Source organism: Stenotrophomonas sp., from assembly GCF_035634915.1.
GTDB lineage: Bacteria > Pseudomonadota > Gammaproteobacteria > Xanthomonadales > Xanthomonadaceae > Stenotrophomonas.
The window spans coordinates 88,830-105,914 of the sequence record NZ_DASQCB010000016.1 but is presented as its reverse complement, the minus strand read 5'-3'; the positions used below and the strand labels follow the sequence as shown (position 1 = coordinate 105,914).

12 protein-coding genes and 1 tRNA gene are annotated in these 17,085 nt (G+C 64.7%); 1 reads left to right on the top strand and 12 read right to left on the bottom strand.

Features of this window, described 5'->3' with window-relative positions:
* Positions 1–62 precede the first annotated feature (62 nt).
* The gene (uvrB, locus tag VER16_RS12480) at positions 63–2,084 is read right to left on the bottom strand and encodes an excinuclease ABC subunit UvrB (protein ID WP_324808599.1); all 2,022 of its coding nucleotides are present in this window, start codon (positions 2,082–2,084) and stop codon (positions 63–65) included.
* A gap of 130 nt (positions 2,085–2,214) precedes the next feature.
* Between uvrB and VER16_RS12475 the strand changes: the two genes are divergently transcribed.
* The gene (locus VER16_RS12475) at positions 2,215–2,751 is read left to right on the top strand and encodes a GspH/FimT family protein (protein ID WP_324808597.1); all 537 of its coding nucleotides are present in this window, start codon (positions 2,215–2,217) and stop codon (positions 2,749–2,751) included.
* 56 nt (positions 2,752–2,807) lie between these two features.
* On the opposite strand, the gene VER16_RS12470 is transcribed toward VER16_RS12475, so the two are convergent.
* From VER16_RS12470 to grxD, 11 genes are all read right to left on the bottom strand, one after another.
* Positions 2,808–2,884: transfer RNA gene (locus VER16_RS12470), tRNA-Asn, on the bottom strand.
* A 58-nt stretch (positions 2,885–2,942) separates the two neighbouring features.
* Complete coding sequence (locus VER16_RS12465; protein WP_324808595.1) at positions 2,943–3,356, bottom strand: type IV pilin protein; 414 nt, start codon at positions 3,354–3,356, stop codon at positions 2,943–2,945.
* A 23-nt stretch (positions 3,357–3,379) separates the two neighbouring features.
* On the bottom strand, positions 3,380–8,020 hold the full coding sequence (locus VER16_RS12460; protein WP_324808593.1) for a pilus assembly protein: 4,641 nt from the start codon (positions 8,018–8,020) through the stop codon (positions 3,380–3,382).
* A complete protein-coding gene (locus VER16_RS12455) occupies positions 8,017–8,505 on the bottom strand; it encodes a pilus assembly PilX family protein (RefSeq protein ID WP_414716048.1) in 489 nt (162 codons plus the stop codon). The genes VER16_RS12460 and VER16_RS12455 overlap by 4 nt, the downstream gene beginning before the upstream one ends.
* Before the next feature lie 4 nt (positions 8,506–8,509).
* Positions 8,510–9,706: a PilW family protein gene (locus VER16_RS12450; RefSeq protein ID WP_324808589.1), complete on the bottom strand. Its 1,197-nt coding sequence runs from the start codon at positions 9,704–9,706 to the stop codon at positions 8,510–8,512.
* On the bottom strand, positions 9,703–10,179 hold the full coding sequence (gene pilV, locus VER16_RS12445) for a type IV pilus modification protein PilV (protein ID WP_324808587.1): 477 nt from the start codon (positions 10,177–10,179) through the stop codon (positions 9,703–9,705). The genes VER16_RS12450 and pilV overlap by 4 nt, the downstream gene beginning before the upstream one ends.
* Positions 10,170–10,688 carry a Tfp pilus assembly protein FimT/FimU gene (locus tag VER16_RS12440; protein WP_324808585.1) on the bottom strand — a complete coding sequence of 173 codons (519 nt, stop codon included), beginning with the start codon at positions 10,686–10,688 and terminating at the stop codon, positions 10,170–10,172. Before VER16_RS12440 ends, pilV begins: the two co-directional genes overlap by 10 nt.
* A gap of 208 nt (positions 10,689–10,896) precedes the next feature.
* Positions 10,897–12,285 carry a nucleotide 5'-monophosphate nucleosidase PpnN gene (ppnN, locus tag VER16_RS12435; protein ID WP_324808583.1) on the bottom strand — a complete coding sequence of 463 codons (1,389 nt, stop codon included), beginning with the start codon at positions 12,283–12,285 and terminating at the stop codon, positions 10,897–10,899.
* Between the two features lie 250 nt (positions 12,286–12,535).
* Complete coding sequence (locus VER16_RS12430) at positions 12,536–15,748, bottom strand: TonB-dependent receptor (protein ID WP_324808581.1); 3,213 nt, start codon at positions 15,746–15,748, stop codon at positions 12,536–12,538.
* Between the two features lie 230 nt (positions 15,749–15,978).
* Positions 15,979–16,755: an SDR family NAD(P)-dependent oxidoreductase gene (locus VER16_RS12425; protein WP_324808579.1), complete on the bottom strand. Its 777-nt coding sequence runs from the start codon at positions 16,753–16,755 to the stop codon at positions 15,979–15,981.
* A complete protein-coding gene (gene grxD / locus VER16_RS12420) occupies positions 16,752–17,072 on the bottom strand; it encodes a Grx4 family monothiol glutaredoxin (RefSeq protein ID WP_324808577.1) in 321 nt (106 codons plus the stop codon). Before grxD ends, VER16_RS12425 begins: the two co-directional genes overlap by 4 nt.
* Positions 17,073–17,085 lie beyond the last annotated feature (13 nt).

Genomic DNA, 17,085 nt, shown 5'->3' with positions numbered 1-17,085 from the left:
GTATATTACGGATGCCGGCAGGTAAGCGCAACACTTTTGTGAAGATGGCTGCGCTGCCGTGTTCAGCCGAGGCTGGCCTCCTTCAGCTGCCGGATCTGGTCGCGCACGCGGGCGGCATCCTCGAACTCCAGGTCCTTGGCGTGCTGGTACATCTGCTGTTCCAGCGCCTTGAGCCGGGCGGCCAGCTGGGCCGGCGACATCGACCGGTAATCGGCCGCCTCTTCGGCCACCGCCCTGCCCTTGCCTTTGCCCTTTCGCGATTCCTTCTCGGCAGCATCGGAGCGCGCGCCTTCCAGCACGTCCACGATCGGGCGCGCCACCGAGCGCGGCACGATGCCGTGTTCCTCGTTGTACTCGACCTGCTTGGCGCGGCGGCGGTCGGTCTCGTCAATCGCGGCCTGCATCGAGCGGGTGATCTTGTCCGCATACAGGATGGCCTTGCCGCGCACGTTGCGGGCAGCGCGGCCGATGGTCTGGATCAGCGATCCGGTGGAGCGCAGGAAACCCTCCTTGTCCGCATCCAGGATCGCCACCAGCGAGACCTCCGGCATGTCCAGGCCTTCGCGCAGCAGGTTGATGCCCACCAGCACATCAAACTTGCCCAGGCGCAGGTCGCGGATGATCTCCACCCGCTCCACCGTGTCCACGTCCGAGTGCAGGTAGCGCACGCGGATGCCATGTTCGGTCAGGTACTCGGTCAGGTTCTCGGCCATCCGCTTGGTCAGCGTGGTGACCAGCACGCGGTCACCGGCCTTGATGCGTTCGTTGGCCTCGCTCATCAGGTCGTCGACCTGGGTGCCGACCGGGCGGATTTCCACCACCGGATCGATCAGGCCGGTCGGGCGCACCACCAGCTCGGTGATTTCATCACCCGCCTCGCGATACTCGTACGGGCCCGGCGTGGCCGACACGTAGATCGCCCGCGGGCAGCGCGCTTCCCACTCCTCGAAACGCAGCGGCCGGTTGTCCAGCGCCGACGGCAGACGGAAGCCGAACTCGACCAGGGTTTCCTTGCGCGAGCGATCGCCCTTGAACATCGCACCGATCTGCGGAATGGTCACGTGCGATTCGTCGATGACCAGCAGCGCATCCGGCGGCAGGTAATCGAACAGGGTCGGCGGCGGTTCACCGGCGCTCTTGCCGGTCAGGTGCCGTGAGTAGTTCTCGATGCCGTTGCAGAAACCGACCTCGGCCATCATCTCGATGTCGAACTGGGTGCGCTGGGCCAGGCGCTGCGCTTCGACCAGCTTGTTTTCCGCGTACAGCTGCTCCAGGCGCTCCTTCAGCTCCACCTTGATGGTCTCCACTGCGGCCAGCACGCGCTCGCGGGTGGTGGCGTAGTGGGTCTTCGGGTACACGGTGAAGCGCTGCATGTTGCGGATCGTCTCGCCGGTGAGCGGATCGAACATCGTGATCTTCTCGACCTCGCCATCGAACAGTTCGATGCGCAGCGCCTCGCTGTCCGATTCGGCCGGGAACACGTCGATCACTTCACCGCGCACGCGGAACGTACCGCGCTGCAGCTCGTACTCGTTGCGCGTGTACTGCAGCTGGGTCAGATGGTTGATCAGGTCGCGCTGCTCGATGCGCTCGCCCTTGGACAGGATCAGGCGCAGCGACAGGTAGTCTTCCGGCGCGCCCAGGCCGTAGATGGCCGACACGGTGGCCACCACGATCGCATCCGGGCGCGACAGCAGCGTCTTGGTCGCCGCCAGCCGCATCTGCTCGATGTGCTCGTTGATCGAACTGTCCTTCTCGATGAAGGTGTCCGAGGACGGCACGTAGGCTTCGGGCTGGTAGTAGTCGTAGTAGCTGACGAAGTACTCGACCGCGTTGTGCGGGAAGAACGCCTTGAATTCACCATACAGCTGCGCAGCCAGCGTCTTGTTCGGCGCCATGATCAGCGTCGGCTTCTGCACGTTCTGGATGACGTTGGCGATGGTGTAGGTCTTGCCCGAACCGGTTACGCCCAGCAGCGTCTGCTTGGCAATGCCCGCTTCGAAATTATCGGTCAGCTTCGCGATCGCGTTGGGCTGGTCGCCCGCCGGTGAATACGGCGAGACGAGTTGAAAACTGTCGCTCATGGTATTGCCAGGTCCCGGGAATGATGATTATAGCGGCCGGTTTGGTGACGGCCGGTTGAGGAAACGTCCTGCCCCGCGCCAGCCCCTGCACTGATGGCGGACGCGGCCAGTCGACGTTCAGGCTGAAGCCATGGATACTCCTCCGCCCCACCATCCCCCGCCCTGCCCGGCACCCGGCTTCCAGCTGATCGAACTGCTGCTGGTACTGATGGTGCTGGCCGTCCTGCTCACGCTGGCCTGGGGACCGTGGCAGCGGCTTGTGACACGGCTGCGCGTCGATACCCTGCGCGCCGAACTGAGCGGCAGCCTGGCAATGGCACGCAGCACGGCGCTGACCCAGCGCAGGCGGGTAACGGTGTGCGGCTCGGCTGACGGCATGAACTGCAGCCAGCACTGGAGCCAGGGCTGGCTGGTGCGCACCGAGGATGCCTCCTGGGCTTCAGCGCCACCGGGCAAGGTGGTGCAGACCCACGACAGGCCCGCGAACGGTATCCGGATTCAATCCAGCCAGCATCGCCCGCATGTGCAGTTCCTGCCGGATGGGCGCAATGCGGGCACCAACCAGTCGCTGGTGCTGTGCGTGGATGGGCGTGAGCACAGCCGCGTGGTCATCAACGTGAGTGGCCGGGTACGCAGCGAGCGCATGCGCGGGGTGGCCGACTGCTGAGGCAATGCTTGGCCAACAACGAAAAAAGCCGCGATTTCTCGCGGCTTTTTCGAATCTGGCGCCCGAAGTTGGACTCGAACCAACGACCCCCTGATTAACAGTCAAGTGCTCTAACCGGCTGAGCTATTCGGGCGGGGAGGCGCATTCTAGACGGTCAACGCAGGCGATGCAACACCCTGTTCAAGAACGCCCTACCAGCACCCGGCAACCTTGCTGGCATCCGGGGTCTTGCGCCCCGCCTGGTCCAGGGTAAGGGTGCCGCACTTGTCCTTGTCCTGGCCGGTGCCCGGCACCGCCTGCAGGGTGAAAGCAGAGGCGGTAGCAGCCTCCTTGAGCGAGATCGTATAGCGCGAGGTGCCATCCCGTGGTGACTTCTCGAAGGGCAGCGTCATGCCAGCATAGGTGTTCTGCACGGTATGGAAACGCTCCAGCTGCTGGGCGATCTCCACCAGGTCGGCCTTGGCCTGCGCACGGCGCGAACGCAGTACGTACTCGCTGTAGGACGGCACTGCGATGGCGGCGAGAATCGCCACCACCGCCACCGTGATCATCAGCTCGATCAGGGTGAAGCCTCGCACTGCGCGCGGGGAGGAGTTGATCTTCATAACGATGCTCTCTGGCAACCTCATCAGCGGATCTGCCGCCACGACTGGCGACCACAGGGGCGTGGCATGTACATGGCGTCGGCGCCCGGGGCACGCAGCACGAAGGTACACGCTTCAGCGTCCAGCAGCTGCTGTACCGTGCAGGTGGCCTTGGTCGGGTCGCATGGCGTCAGCTTGGGCACGAAGATGCTGGTGTCCTTCACCGGCGGCCCCTGGGCGGGCGCACCGCCCTTGTTCAGGGCCACCGCGCCGCAGTTGCCCGTGCACACCGAGGTACCGTTGATGCTGGTGGTCAACCCGCTCATGGCGCCGCCGCCGGTCAACAGGTTCAGGCCATACAGCCAGTTCACACCGCCGCCGCTGCCGCAGATGGCGGTACCCGGCACATAGGTGGTGAAGAACACTGTGCCGTTCTGGATGTTGGGGTTGCCGACGAAGCGCTCGCCATCAAGCGTATTGCCCACCAGCAGATCGACGTACCAGCCACGGACATCGCCATACACGAACTCGGTGCGGGTGACCGCGCGTCCGGAGTAGCCGGCATTGGCCGATGTCGTGGACACGGTCTGCCCCTGCAGCACGCTGCGACCACTGACGGCCGTCTTCAGGTTGTCCCAGATGCCGTACAGGCTCTGCACCGGCGAAGTGCTGCTGACCGCATTGTCGTCGGCAGCGAAGTACTGGCCGGTACCGAAGTACAGGCTGACGCCGCCGGCCGGTCCACTGGTCACCTCGATGCCGCTCATGATCGGCTGGGGCTTGTTGTCACGCACGGCGGTGAACAACGGTACGCCATCCAGGGCGACCTTCCAGTTGTTGATGTTGGTGTCGGACAGATCGAACTTCCACAGGTTGCCCTGCATGTCGCCGCCGTACACGGTGTCGGTGACGCCATCGCTGTTCTTCAACGCCACCGGGGCCAGGTTGATCAGGCCGTTGCGCACGGCATAGGCAGCACCGGTAGGCGCGATGCGGCGCAGCACTTTGCCGCTGGTGATATCCACCACGAACAGCACGGGCTTGCTGCTGGTGGAATTGACGCCGTTACCGAACAGCGCCACGAAGCGCGGCTGGCCGCCGGCCGTGGTACCGGTCACCGGCACGACCACCGGCTTGCCCAGCACGAAGCCGAGGTCGGACTCGGTCTTGCCCGAGACTTCCCACAGCACGTTGCTGGCACCGAAGCTGGTCGGGCTGCCGATATCCAGGCCGAACACCGAGCCGTTGCTGGCTTTGCCGCCACTGGGGGCGACCGACGAGCCACCGCCGCCGGTGGTACCCACCAGCACGGTGCGCCACTTGGTACCGTCATACACGTCCGAGGAGGTCAGCGGGCCGTCAACGTAGTAGCGGTGGCCGTAAGCAGGGTTCGCCAGTTCAGCGATGTGCTGCAACGCCGTTGAAGGAATGAAGGCCAGCTCCTCATTGCCACCGGAGGTGGTATCTGATGCATTGAAGCCATGCAGCATGCCGTCATTGGCGCCCACATAGACCATGGTCGGCGGGCCACCGGTTGCCAGTTTGGCGGTCAGGAAGGAGGCGTACGAGGCACCAAGCGTCTTCTTCCAGGTCGTTGCACTGCTGCCCCACGACGTATACCCGTAGTCGTCGCGGTTGGACACAACCTGGGTGGTTGAGTTGACGATGTCGCCCAGCGGAGAGGTGCGCGAACGGAAGCCGCTCACCGCGCCGCCCTTCAGATAGCTGACAAGGTCGCTTGGGCTCTTGCCCGAGTACCATGCCGGTCGCGTGACAAGTCCGAGCGTCGCCGCCTTCGCATTGTCGTTAGCACCGGGAATGTTGGTGGAGGTGAACTCGGCGACTGCAGCCGCCGTGACCGTATCCTTGGCCGAGTCGGTCGAGGTCGGCGCGGTTGCCATGAAAATGCGGCGCGTTGACGAGCTGATCTTGCTCGAAGCCTTCCACAGCTCCGTACCGTCGGTGCCGTTGCTGCTGACCCGCGTTGCAATGACGTCGCCCGTCCAGTCATTGCTGCCGGAGGGCACGCGGAAGTGCGACGAGACAGTGAATGAATTGGTGCTGATGCGAGCGCCCGAGCCATCGCCGCCGACCGGCGCATCACCCTGCGCGGCACTGTCGAAGATCTCTTCCAGGGCCTGCTTCAGCTTGGTCGGGTTACGGGCCAGGAAGTAGTTGTCCGGCACGCCCTTGACCTTGCTGTCCCATGCCTTGCCACCGGCGGGAACGCCGTATTTGGCCGCATACCAGAGCGGGCTCTGCAGCTGGCCGGCGGCGGTCGTCGAAGCCTTGTACTTGATGACGACCGGCTTCTGCCAGTTGCTGGGGAAGTTGTTGGTATTGCTCAACACCGAGTTGTCGGAGCCACCGGGGCGCAGGGCAAGCCGCTGGACGGCGGTAGAAGCATTGGAACCAGTGATCGTGTAGCCGGTCAGCATCGCGTTGCCGGCGTATGCCGACAGGTTCTCGATGCGGATCAGGACTTCGTCCTCGCCCGGGGTGCTGACAAGGCCGCCACTGCTGTTGCAGATCGCGGCGTTGTTGGCGGCGCTGACACTCTTTGTGGTGTCCGCGCGCCAGCAGATGTTGTTGAAACCAGTGTTTTCCGTGCAGGTGGAACCCACGCAGTAGCTCAGCATCGCCACGACGTCGTTGTCATGGTCGTTGCCCCACAGGGAATCTTCCCAGACCAGGGAGAAACTGCCCGCCTTCGCATCCGAGCGGTAGGTGCGGCCATAGACCAGATTGCCACCGGAATTGTTGGCTTCCTTGATGCCGATACCGACTGAACCCAGGAAGCAGCTGCGCCAGCCACTGCTGGCGGCCGTGGCGGTGCCGGTGTTGTTGGCCTGGCACAGCGGCGCCAGGCCGATCTTGCTGTTGCCCACCGCAATTTCGAACTGCGGCAGGGTTTCCGCCAGGGCGACGGTGTAGGTAGTGGCCGTCACCTTGTAGCCGGAGGGCTTGCCCTGTACGCCCGGACGAAGGTCGGTCGCCGCCGCCCCCTTGGCCATGCCGGCCATCAGGTAACTGCCCTCCATGCTCGGAATGTCCGGGCAGATGCCGCGAGCGGTGCTCAGGTTGTTCAGGGTGCGACCCTGGCAGATATCCTCGTGGGTGTTGTTGGCATCGGTAGCCGTCGCCGTATCACGCCCCACCATCCACGACTTGCCGGAAATGCCATCGGCGGTACCAATGGCGTTGGTCTGCGCCGCCGCATCGATCTGCTGCGGCAGTGTACCGATGTTGTCACCATCGAAGGAGGGCAGGCCCGAAGAGAGCACCAGGATGTTGCAAGTGGCGCAGTAGGAGTTGCCACCATCGGCCGGCAGTGCATACGGGTCCTTCCAGGTCAGACCGGTCGGCAGGCCACTGAGGTCGGTACCGTTGTTGTAACTGCTCGTCTTGTTGGAAGCAGCGACATATCGCAGAGCTTCGGCATACATCTCCGCCAGCGGATTGCCCCATGCACTGCACTTCTGCGAGCCGTTGCCCGGATTGTCCAGGATGCGGTTCTTGTCAGGGCCGGCGCGATTGAGGATGCCGTAGTTGTTGCAGTCGTTCCAGTTGCTGCTCCAGTTCCACTGATCGATGCGGAAGTTGGAGATCGTGTTGATGATGCCTTCGGTACCGCTGGCCTGGGTATTGCAGAAACGGCCGTTGGACAGGTTGATTTCGTCGCCGGCAGCACAGAACGTGGTGCCATTGCCGGCGATTTTGCCGATGTTCCGGCGCAGCACGCCACCATCGCGCGGGCTGGAATAGGTGCCGCTGATCAGGCCGAAGCGCAGGCGGCCACTTTCACCGTAGGTCTGCAGCACGCCAGCGGGCTTGTAGCGATCGGTGGTGCCGTCGTTGTACTTGCGGCAATAGCCCTCGCGCAGCGCAGCATTGGTGGACGCGCAGACTTCGGCGCGAACGACATAGTCAGATACGGACTTCGGCGTGTCGGCACTGCCATCACCGCTGCGGTTGACGCCGCACTGGTAGGAGGCGGTCGACGCCCACTCCGACCAGTTGCCCGAGGCAACGCGCATCAACGGGCGACCGCCGGAGGTGACCGTGGAGTTACAGAACGACTGCGTTCCACTCAGCGGGGTGAAGCTGCCGATGTCGCTACCGCTGTAGACCTTCACCCAGGCATGCAAGTCGCTGGGAATCTGCGCGCGCTCGATGACCGTCTTGTCGGCGGTATCGGTGGAGCGCTGGCCGCCATAGAGCACGCTGCGCATGACGTCCAGGCGGCTCATGGTCACCCAGTTCAGGAAGTTGCCCGACCAGGCGCCGCTACAGCTGTGCTTGTTGGTACCACCGGCAGCGGCGGATGCCTTGAACACATTCGTGTCCGAGTTGCCGGCCGTCGCCGAGTAACAGAGATTGGAATCGAAATAGCCACCGTACTCGAACGTGTCGAGGTAGGTGGTATCGAGGATGCCATCTTCGTTCAGATCGCTGTAATCGCTGTACGCCTTGTTGAACAGCTGCTCGTCGCGCGACATCACCATCATCATCAGCGGCGGCTGGCTCTGCTTGGTGTACAGCGGCTCCTGGGCGATGTCGTAGTCGCCGAGCGCGGCATGCAGCGGGATGATCAGCGCGGCCAGCCCGGCGAGCACGGCCAGCCCGGCACCGGCACGCAGCCAGGTGGAGGGGCGAAGACGAAGAAAGCGTTGGTCGTTGTTCATGGGATGAAGACCGTATCGATGACAGCGCTGGCGGTTGCGTCGGTGGCCTGGTCGCTGGCCAGGGCCGTGACCTGGTAGATGTTTCCGGTTTCCTCGTTGGCCTTTTCACCGATGCGGCGGCTGGAGGCGGCGAAGCACTTGTCCAGGCGGCGGGTGTACTGGTCACCGGTCTTGGTGACGGCGTTGGCCCAGGTCAGCGGATCGTAGGTGGGGCTGCACTCTTCCTGGTTCGCCCGGTAGACGTTGGTACTGCCCTCCAGGGCGGTCTCGATGGCGGCCTCGGTGGCGCGCGCGCTCGACTCGGCATTCTGGAACGCCAGGTTGGTACGCAGGTAATTGGAGGCCATGCGTTCCTGCATGCTGGTGACCTGCATGCCGGCGATGCCGATGAGCGCGAGCAGGATCAGCATGATCAGCGCGACATAAAGCACGGCGCCACGCTGACGTTGCGGGAAAGCCGGCAGGGATCGTGAGGTACGCATCATGGCCTCAATTGCCGTAAAGGCGGTTTCGCAGCGCCACGCTGGTCTGGTAGACCGCACGCATGCGCCCGTCAGTCGGGGGGGTATAGGTGACGCCCATGCCGATCAGCGCGGCCGCGCCATCGGACTGGCGCGCGGAGGCCGGGTCCGGGCTGGACATCAGCAGGCCGATCTGCACGGCGCCGACCCGGCGCCAGGCCAGCTGGACATCGGCCGGCAGCGATTCCTGCACTGTCTTGGCGGTGCCCTGGCGGTCGATGTAGCCCGACGGTGCCGGGGTGTCCAGATTGCGATCCTGGCCGTACAGCAGCTGCAGGTTGTCCACGCCCTCCACCAGCGGTTCCGGCGCACCGGCGGCCAGGTCGCCGCCCGGGGTTGCACTGAAACGGACCCGGTACAGCGAGCGCTGCCTGGTGTCGGCGTCATAGCCCACGTAGTACACGGCACTCTCGGCCCGGTACAGATTGGCCTGGCCCACCGTGTAGCCTTCCACGAAGGTGCGCGAGCCGTTGAGCTTGACCGTGTTGAAGGTGACGCTGGCGCTGGTGGCATTCACGGCGCTGGCCTGGAACACCGTGGCCGAAGAGCAGTCAGCGACGCCATACAGCCCGGGATTGGCCACGCCACTGCGCAGCACCGACAGGCGCGAGGCATCGAAATTGAACACCGGCTTGCTGGCATCGCCGCCGATGGAGGTCACCGGCACACCATCGGGCATCAGATAGCGCAGCGCGATGATGTCGCTGCCGTCGACGCGGTTGCTCAGCGCATTGGCGATGGCGTCAGGCAGCGCCGGGCTGTAAGCCGTGCCGCCGGTATCCGGGGTGGCCTTGATGGCCAGTGTCTTGCCGGGCCCGGTGTCGGTGGCCTCGTAGCCCTGGATCGAGCGGTTGAAGTCCAGCACCGGATTGGTGGCGCCATCGAGCGTGGAGCGCAGCGAAACGCGTGTTGCCGAGGTCTGCGCCTGATCGTTGACGCAGCCGAAGTGCCCGGCCATGCGGATCTCGCGCTGCAGGGTATCCATCGCAAAGCGGCTGTTTTCCTGCACCCGCGCCAGGCCTTCGGAAAGCCGGTAGGCTTCGCGCGAGGCGGCAAACACCTGCACTACGGCGAGCATGATGATCAGGCCAATCACCATCGAGATCATCAGTTCGATCAGCGAAAGGCCGCGGGTGGCACTCCGAGGGCGATGGACGTTTTTCACAGTCGGGTACTCGCGCTGAAGGTGGTATCTGCGGCGTCGGCCTTCCAGCGTTCATCACCCCAGGTGACCTGCACGGTGTACAGGGTGCCGTTGCGGGTGACCTTGGCCGTTGCCCCCTCGCCCATCGCCTTGCCGAGGCGGCAACGCCAGTCGGTCATGAACGCCGCCTTGTCGATGGCGCTGCCGGTGGGCGGCGAACACTTGGTGGTCGTCGCCGTGTAGTCGCCGAGGTAGAAGGCCGCACCAACGCGGTTGGCGCGGATCTGGTCCAGCAGCTCGTAGCTCAGGTTGGTCGCCTGGGTGCGGAAGTTCGCGCTCTGCACGTAGCGCACGTTCATCGTCTGCAGCAGGGCGAAGCCAAGCAGGCCAAAGCCCAGCACGAGGATCGCGATCAGCACCTCGATCAGGGTGAAACCCTGCTGGGCGCGGGGGGCCAGGGACAGCCGGCGGGGAGGACGAGGCTTCACTTGCATGCTTCCTTCTGCAGCCGGACCTGGCCGGTGAGCGAGACGATCATCCGCCGCTGCAACGGCTGCCCGCCGCAGTCGGCCGGGCGCAGGGTGATGTTGGTGACCGCGGCAGCCCGGCTGCGGCCGCGCGCATCGAAGGCGATGCTGAGCGCGTCGTCGGAAACACCCTTCATCTGCGAACGCGCTTCGGCGTAGCGCAGCACGGGCTCATCCTTGTCGTAGCTGCCATTGCCGTTGCTGTCGTTCCAGACCATCCAGCCATCGGCCCAGCTGGCGCCATCGCAGGCGGTGCCCGCCTTGGACGCACAGACCGCGCCACCATGGGTGCCGCGGATCGCTTCGGACCGGGCCAGCGACAGGGCCGCCATCAACTCGTTGGCCGTGGTGGCCATGCGGTTGGAGCGGATGGTGCTCTGGAAGCTGGGATAGGCGATGGCGGTCATGATCGCCAGCACGGCCACCGTGATCATCAGCTCGAGCAGTGTGAAGCCCTTGGACCGGCGCAGTGACATGGAACGCTCCCCAGCGTGTTGGAGCCCACGATGGCGCACCCGGTTGCCGCCGGCAAGCGGCGGCAGGATGAACGGTCAGAACGGGGGGACGGGCGTCAAAGCGTTGACACGCCCTACCCTTCCGGCAGCTCCCGGAAGGGGTCGGAGCCGCTTCGGGGATCCGACCCGGGGCCGGGGTCGGATCCCGCAGGACTCCGACCCCGGCCGGTCAGGCCAGCACCTGGTAGCAGGGCTGGTATTCACCGGAGATCTTCATCCGGCGCTGGTCGACGAACGCGCGCAGCAGCGCGTCCAGGGCCTGCATCATGTCGGCGTCGCCATGGATCTGGAACGGCCCGAACTGCTCGATGCGGCGCATGCCATCTTCCTTCACGTTGCCGGCCACGATGCCGGAGAACGCCCGCCGCAGGTCAGCGGCCAGCGCATGCGGCGCGCGGCCGTGGTGAAGGTCCAGCGCGGCCATCGCCTCGTGGGTCGGCACGAACGGCTGCTGGTACTCCCACGGAATCTCGATGGACCAGTTGAAGAAGAACGAATCCTTCTGCGCCAGGCGGTGCTCGCGCACCTGCTTGATGCCGCTGGCCATCTTGCGGGCCACTGCCACCGGGTCGCCGATGATGATCTCGTAGCGCTCGGCGGCCGCGTCGCCCAGGGTCAGGCGGATGAAGCGGTCGATCTGCTCGAAGTACGGCGCGGCCACGGTCGGGCCGGTCAGGATCAGCGGGAACGGCAGGTCCTTGTTTTCCTCGCGCAGCAGGATGCCGAGCAGGTACAGGATTTCCTCGGCCGTGCCGACGCCACCGGCGAACACGATGATGCCGTGGCCGATGCGGACGAAGGCCTCAAGGCGCTTCTCGATGTCCGGCATGATGACCAGGTGGTTGACGATCGGGTTCGGCGACTCGGCCGCGATGATGCCCGGCTCGGTCAGGCCGATGTAGCGCGTCACGGTCTTGCGCTGCTTGGCGTGGGCGATGGTGGCGCCCTTCATCGGCCCCTTCATCGCACCCGGGCCGCAGCCGGTGCAGATGTCCAGGCCGCGCAGGCCCAGCTCGTAACCGACCTGCTTGGTGTACAGGTACTCATCGCGGCCGATCGAGTGGCCGCCCCAGCAGACCACCAGGTTCGGGTCGCCCGGGTTGAGGATGCGCGCGTTGCGCAGCAGGCCGAACACCGCGTTGGTGATGCCCTCCGACGACTCAAGTTCGGCCGCATAGGCCGGGCCCATCTCGATGGCCATGTAGGCCAGGTCGCGGACCACCGCGAACAGCAGCTCGGCCACGCCGCGGATGATCTCGCCATCGACGAAGGCCATTGCCGGGGCATTGACCAGGTCGATGCGCACGCCGCGATCCTGCTGCGCCACCTGGATGTCGAAATCGGGGTAGAGATCACGCGCCGCGCGCGGATCGTCCGAAGCACTGCCACTGGTCAGCACCGCCAGCGCGCAGCGGCGCAGCAGCTCGTGCATGCCGCCACCGGAGGCATCGCGCAGGCGTGCTACCTCGGCCCGCGACAGCACATCCAGCCCACCGCGCGGGTAGATCCGCGCATCCTGCACCGGCAGCGCGCGGGCTGCCTTTTCGTTCGTCGTCATATCCAACTTTTCGCTTCCTTCAAGGTTTCCGACTGTACTGCCGCCCCCTTAAAAAGCAAAACGGCCGGGAAACCCGACCGTTGGATGTGTGCTGCCCGCGTTCGCCATTCCGGGACCGCCAGGCGGCCATTGCGCCGCGCACGAGGGGCGATGCTACGCCGCCGCCCGCACACCTGCAAGGACTTTCGCCTGAACGGAAAACGGCCGGGTTTCCCCGGCCGTTTCCGTGTGCAGCAACTACGTCAGTTCATCAGAACTGGTAGCGGAAGCCGACCTGCAGCGACCACTGCGAGACACCGGCGTCGAAGCCGTCGGCATCCTGGTTGGCGACGCTGGTCTTGTCAGCACCAGTGAAGTTGTACACGTACTTGCCGTCGTAGATGCCCTGCAGGGTTGCAACACGGCTGTTGGCGTAGAAGCCATAGTCGTAGATGTTGCCCCACTTCTTGTTCAGCATGTTGCCGACGTTCTGGATGTCGACCCACACTTCCGACTTGTGGCCCTTCATGAAGCCCGGCAGCTGCTGGCTGATACGGATGTCGAAGGTGTTGATCCAGCCGGTGCGGAAACCGTTGGCCGGAGCCACGCTGCCTTGGTACTTCTCCAGCTGCGGGTTGGCAGCCAGCCAATCGTAGAAGCTCTTCTCCATCGCGGCATCCGGCGTGAAGCCTCCGTTCTGGCCCAGCGCGCCAAACAACACTTCGCCACGCTGCGGCACGTAGAACAGGTCGTTGCCCGAGCGGCCGTCGCCATTGGCGTCGTTCGCGTAGATGTAGCTGAACGGACGACCGCTACGGCCTTCGTACACCAGGCCGACCTTGGTTTCGTAATCGCCAAAGAACTTGTGCTTCCAGTTCAACGAACCCGACAGGCGGTCACGGATCTGATAACGCGAGGTGTTCAGCTGGTCAGCATTGGCGTCAAAGGCGTACTGGTAGCCCCAGCCCGAACCGGCGGTGGAGCTGGTCAGCGAACCCACTTCCTTTGCATCGGTGTAGGTGTAGCCCAGGTTCCAGGACCAGTCGCTGTCAGCCGAGAACGGCTTGGCCAGCGAGAAGGTCGCCTGCGAGGTCTGGCCCTTATGGGTGTTGTCGATCAGGTAGACCGAGTCGAAGGCACCGTTGGCGCCGAAGCGCACGTCGCCGGTGGTCCACAGACGGTTGTTTGCCGACGGGTTGTAGTAGTTGACGCGACCATCAGCGCCGACCTGGCGGCCCGTACCGAGGTTCAGGTGCTGGTAGTACAGACCGTCCTTCACCTTGGTGACCAGCAGCTCAGCCGATGCCACGATGCCGTACCACGGCAGTTCGTGATCCAGGGCGATGTTGGCCTTGTAGATCGACGGCAGCTTGAAATCCTTGCCGACGAAGCTGACGCTCTGGCGAGCCTGGCCCGGCGTGGTCGGAACCGGCTGGTTGTCCTTGTCCGGGCTGAACGGCATGCCGTTGTAACGGGTGATGTTGTAGCCGGTGTAGTTGAAGCCGGTGGTGGAGTAGCTGTTGCTCAGCCACACCTGCGGGGCATCACCCTGGAACAGGCCCACGCCGCCGCGCAGCTGGGTCGGACGATCGCTGTCGAAGGTGTAGTTGAAGCCCAGGCGCGGCTGGATCAGGAAATCACCACCGAAGACCTTGCTGTTGTCATAACCGAACGCGTTGAGCGCACTCTGGTTGAAGGCCGGCGCCGGGCTGGTGTCCGGACGGTCGGCACGCACGCCCATGGTCAGGGTCAGGTTGCTGTTGACGTACCAGGTATCCTGCACGAACAGGGCCAGGTTGCTGAACTTGTAGTCAGCAGCGATCGAGCCCGGCTGGTTTTCCTTGTTGTAGACGTAGGTCTGCCAGATGCCGTTCTGGAAGTTGTCCAGGCCGTAGAAGGTGTAGGTGCCCCAGGTGTTGGCGCCGAAGTAGTTGTAGATGTCGTTGGTGTCGTACGAGGCACCGAACTTAACGTCGTGGTCGCCCAGGGTCCAGGTAGCCGCGGCGTAGTAGTTCCACGCCTTGGTCTGCAGGATGTTGTCCTGCGAGTTGGCTTCGGTACCCAGGTACAGCGAATCACCCTGCGGGGTGGTCGCGTTGCGCGGGAAATAGATGCGGATGCTCGGCGCGTTGGTCGACACTTCACGGATGGCCGAGTACTCGCGGTACGAAGCCTTCAGCTCGGTGGAGAAGTTGTCACTCCAGTCACTGAACAGCTGGGCGACGTAGCTCTCGTTGGTCTTGGCGTGCTGGTACCAGTACGAGCTCAACGACGCGGTCGAGGTCGAGTTCATGCCGTTGATGCGCAGCTTGTCCTGCTCGAGCTTGCTGTAACGGATGTTGGCGCGGTGGTTCTCGCTGATGTTCCAGTCCAGCTTCAGCGCGTACTCTTCCAGGCTCGTGTCGCCGTTGCTTTCGGTGCCGCCGGCATCGAAGCCGTAGACGTCCTTGGCAATCTGCTGCGCACGGGTAACGTCAGCCATGGTGAAGTTGGCATTGGCCTTGCCCAGCGCGGTGCCGGAGATGTCGGCACCCGGAGCGGCCTGCTCGAACTTCTCGTAGTTGGCGAAGAAGAACAGCTTGTCCTTGACCAGCGGACCACCCAGGGTCATGCCGTAGGTCTTTTCCTTGGTGAAGCCCTTGAACGGCTGGCCTTCCGGGTTGTCACCGAACCAGTCGCCGTCACGGTAGGTGCCGTACACCGAACCGTGGAATTCGTTGGTACCGGACTTGGTCACCGCGTTGACGGTGGCACCGGCGGCGGCAGCGATGCTGACGTCGTAGTTGGACAGGTTGATGTCCAGCGCTTCGATGGCTTCCATCGCGACCGGCTGGCGGCGGGTCGGCATGTTGTTGCCTTCCAGGCCGAAGGTGTCGCTGGCCGAGACGCCGTCGATGTTGATCGAGTTGAAGCGCGGGTTCTGGCCACCGGCCGAGATCGAGCCCGAGGCGCGGTCGATGAAGGTCACGCGCGGGTCAAGGCGCATCAGATCCTGGATGTTGCCGCCGATGGACGGCGCAACTTCGATCTGCTGCTGGCTGAGGTTGGTGCCCGAGCCCATCTTGGTGGCGCTGAACACTTCCGAACCACCGCCGACGGCGGTGACCTGCACGGTGTCCAGGTTGGTGGCGGCGGCCAGGTCACCGGTCAGGGTGGCGTTGATGGTGCCGGTCTGGTTCACGCCCAGGTAGACGCCATCTTCGGTCTTGGTGCCTTCACCCGGCTTGGTGATGGTGATCGAGTACGGACCACCCACGCGCAGGCCGCGGGCGTTGTAGCGACCGGCCGCATCGGTGGTGGCACGCGAAACGGTGCCCGACTCGGTGTGGGTGATGGTGACTTCAGCACCGGCGACGGGCTGGCCGGCGCGGGAGATCACCTGGCCGCCGACACCGGCAGAGGTGCTCTGGGCGAAGGCGGGGGCGGCGGCAAGTGCAGCCACGAGACCAAGGGTAAGCTTGGACATCCGGAGTGGGTGGGTCATTTTTCGGTAGCCTCGATGCGAGTTGGCGATGGCGGAAAAAAAAGCGCATCCAAGCAGCCTTGCGGGCGGCTGACTGGACATTTATCTGGGGTTCCCTACCGTGAACAGCAGCTGCCGCAACGGTTAACACTAGATTAACACGCTACGCCTTCAATGTGACGGTTGTGCGACAAACGGCACGGGATCGCAACGCGATCGTGACGGAACCTTCATTCCGTCTTATCGTCCAGCTAACTGGCGACAGTAATGTGACTGGCGTCAAGTACCTGCCCTCGCCATGCCACCCCGGCAGGCGAAAGCAGCGCAACGGCCGCAGCGGCGGCGGTTTCCGGGCCCTGGGCGGTCGGATCCTGGTCAACTGAATAGGCTCGGGCGCGAAGCGCGGTGCGCAATGGGCCCGGATACAGGCCACTGACCCGGACCGGGCTGCGGCCAAGCTCGTCGTGCAGGCTGGCAATCAGGCCGCGCAGCCCATGCTGGGCCACGCCATAGCCGCCCCAATAGGCCTGCCCCACCCGTTCCGGCGCATCGACGGCGAATACCATCGCTGCATCGTCCTGCCGCTTCAACAGCGGAAGGCAGGCCTGGGCCAGCCAGGCCGGCGCGGTCAGGGTGACGTGCACGGCGCGGGCGAAACTGGCCGGGTCGGCCAGCTCGAAGGGGGTCAGCCCCGGAAAGTGCGCGGCGCACACCAGCAGCCCATCCAGCCGCCCCAGCTCGCGCTGCAGGGCCTGGGCCAGTTCGGCGTAGTCATCGGGACCGGCGCCTTCCAGGTCCAGCGGGTACAGCAGGGGCTCGGGGCCGACGGCCTGCACCTGGGCATAGACCCGGTCCAGCCGCCGCGGCTTGCGCCCCATCAGGACCACCGTGGCCCCGGCTTGGGCGGCCGCAACCGCTGCGGCACTGCCCAGCCCGCCACCGGCACCGGCGATGAGCACCACGCGGTCCTGCAGGGGACGGCCATCGCGCGCCGCATCGGTCGCCGACGTCGATGGCCAGGCACTCATCCCTGGGTGGCCTCTTCAACGATGCGCTTGAGTTCGCCGGCCTCGAACAGTTCCATGACGATGTCGCAGCCGCCGATCAGCTCGCCGTGGATGAACAGCTGCGGGAAGGTCGGCAGGTTGGAGAAGCGCGGCAGGTTGGCGCGGATCTCCGGTTCTTCCAGCACATTGACCGTACGCAGGGCGACGGCACCGGCCGCCATCAACGCCTGCACGGCGCGGCTGGAAAAGCCGCACATCGGGTATTGCGGGGTGCCCTTCATGAACAGCACGAGCGGGTAACGATCCACCTCGGCCTGGATTTGCTGCATTACCGCCACACCTCACTCCTTG

Coding starts and splice junctions, on each gene's coding strand:
- uvrB (WP_324808599.1), bottom strand. CDS start 2,084: ATGAGCGACAGTTTTCAACTCGTCTCGCCGTATTCACCGGCGGGCGAC.
- VER16_RS12475 (WP_324808597.1), top strand. CDS start 2,215: ATGGATACTCCTCCGCCCCACCATCCCCCGCCCTGCCCGGCACCCGGC.
- VER16_RS12465 (WP_324808595.1), bottom strand. CDS start 3,356: ATGAAGATCAACTCCTCCCCGCGCGCAGTGCGAGGCTTCACCCTGATC.
- VER16_RS12460 (WP_324808593.1), bottom strand. CDS start 8,020: ATGAACAACGACCAACGCTTTCTTCGTCTTCGCCCCTCCACCTGGCTG.
- VER16_RS12455 (WP_414716048.1), bottom strand. CDS start 8,505: ATGATGCGTACCTCACGATCCCTGCCGGCTTTCCCGCAACGTCAGCGT.
- pilV (WP_324808587.1), bottom strand. CDS start 10,179: ATGCAAGTGAAGCCTCGTCCTCCCCGCCGGCTGTCCCTGGCCCCCCGC.
- VER16_RS12440 (WP_324808585.1), bottom strand. CDS start 10,688: ATGTCACTGCGCCGGTCCAAGGGCTTCACACTGCTCGAGCTGATGATC.
- ppnN (WP_324808583.1), bottom strand. CDS start 12,285: ATGACGACGAACGAAAAGGCAGCCCGCGCGCTGCCGGTGCAGGATGCG.
- VER16_RS12430 (WP_324808581.1), bottom strand. CDS start 15,748: ATGACCCACCCACTCCGGATGTCCAAGCTTACCCTTGGTCTCGTGGCT.
- VER16_RS12425 (WP_324808579.1), bottom strand. CDS start 16,755: ATGAGTGCCTGGCCATCGACGTCGGCGACCGATGCGGCGCGCGATGGC.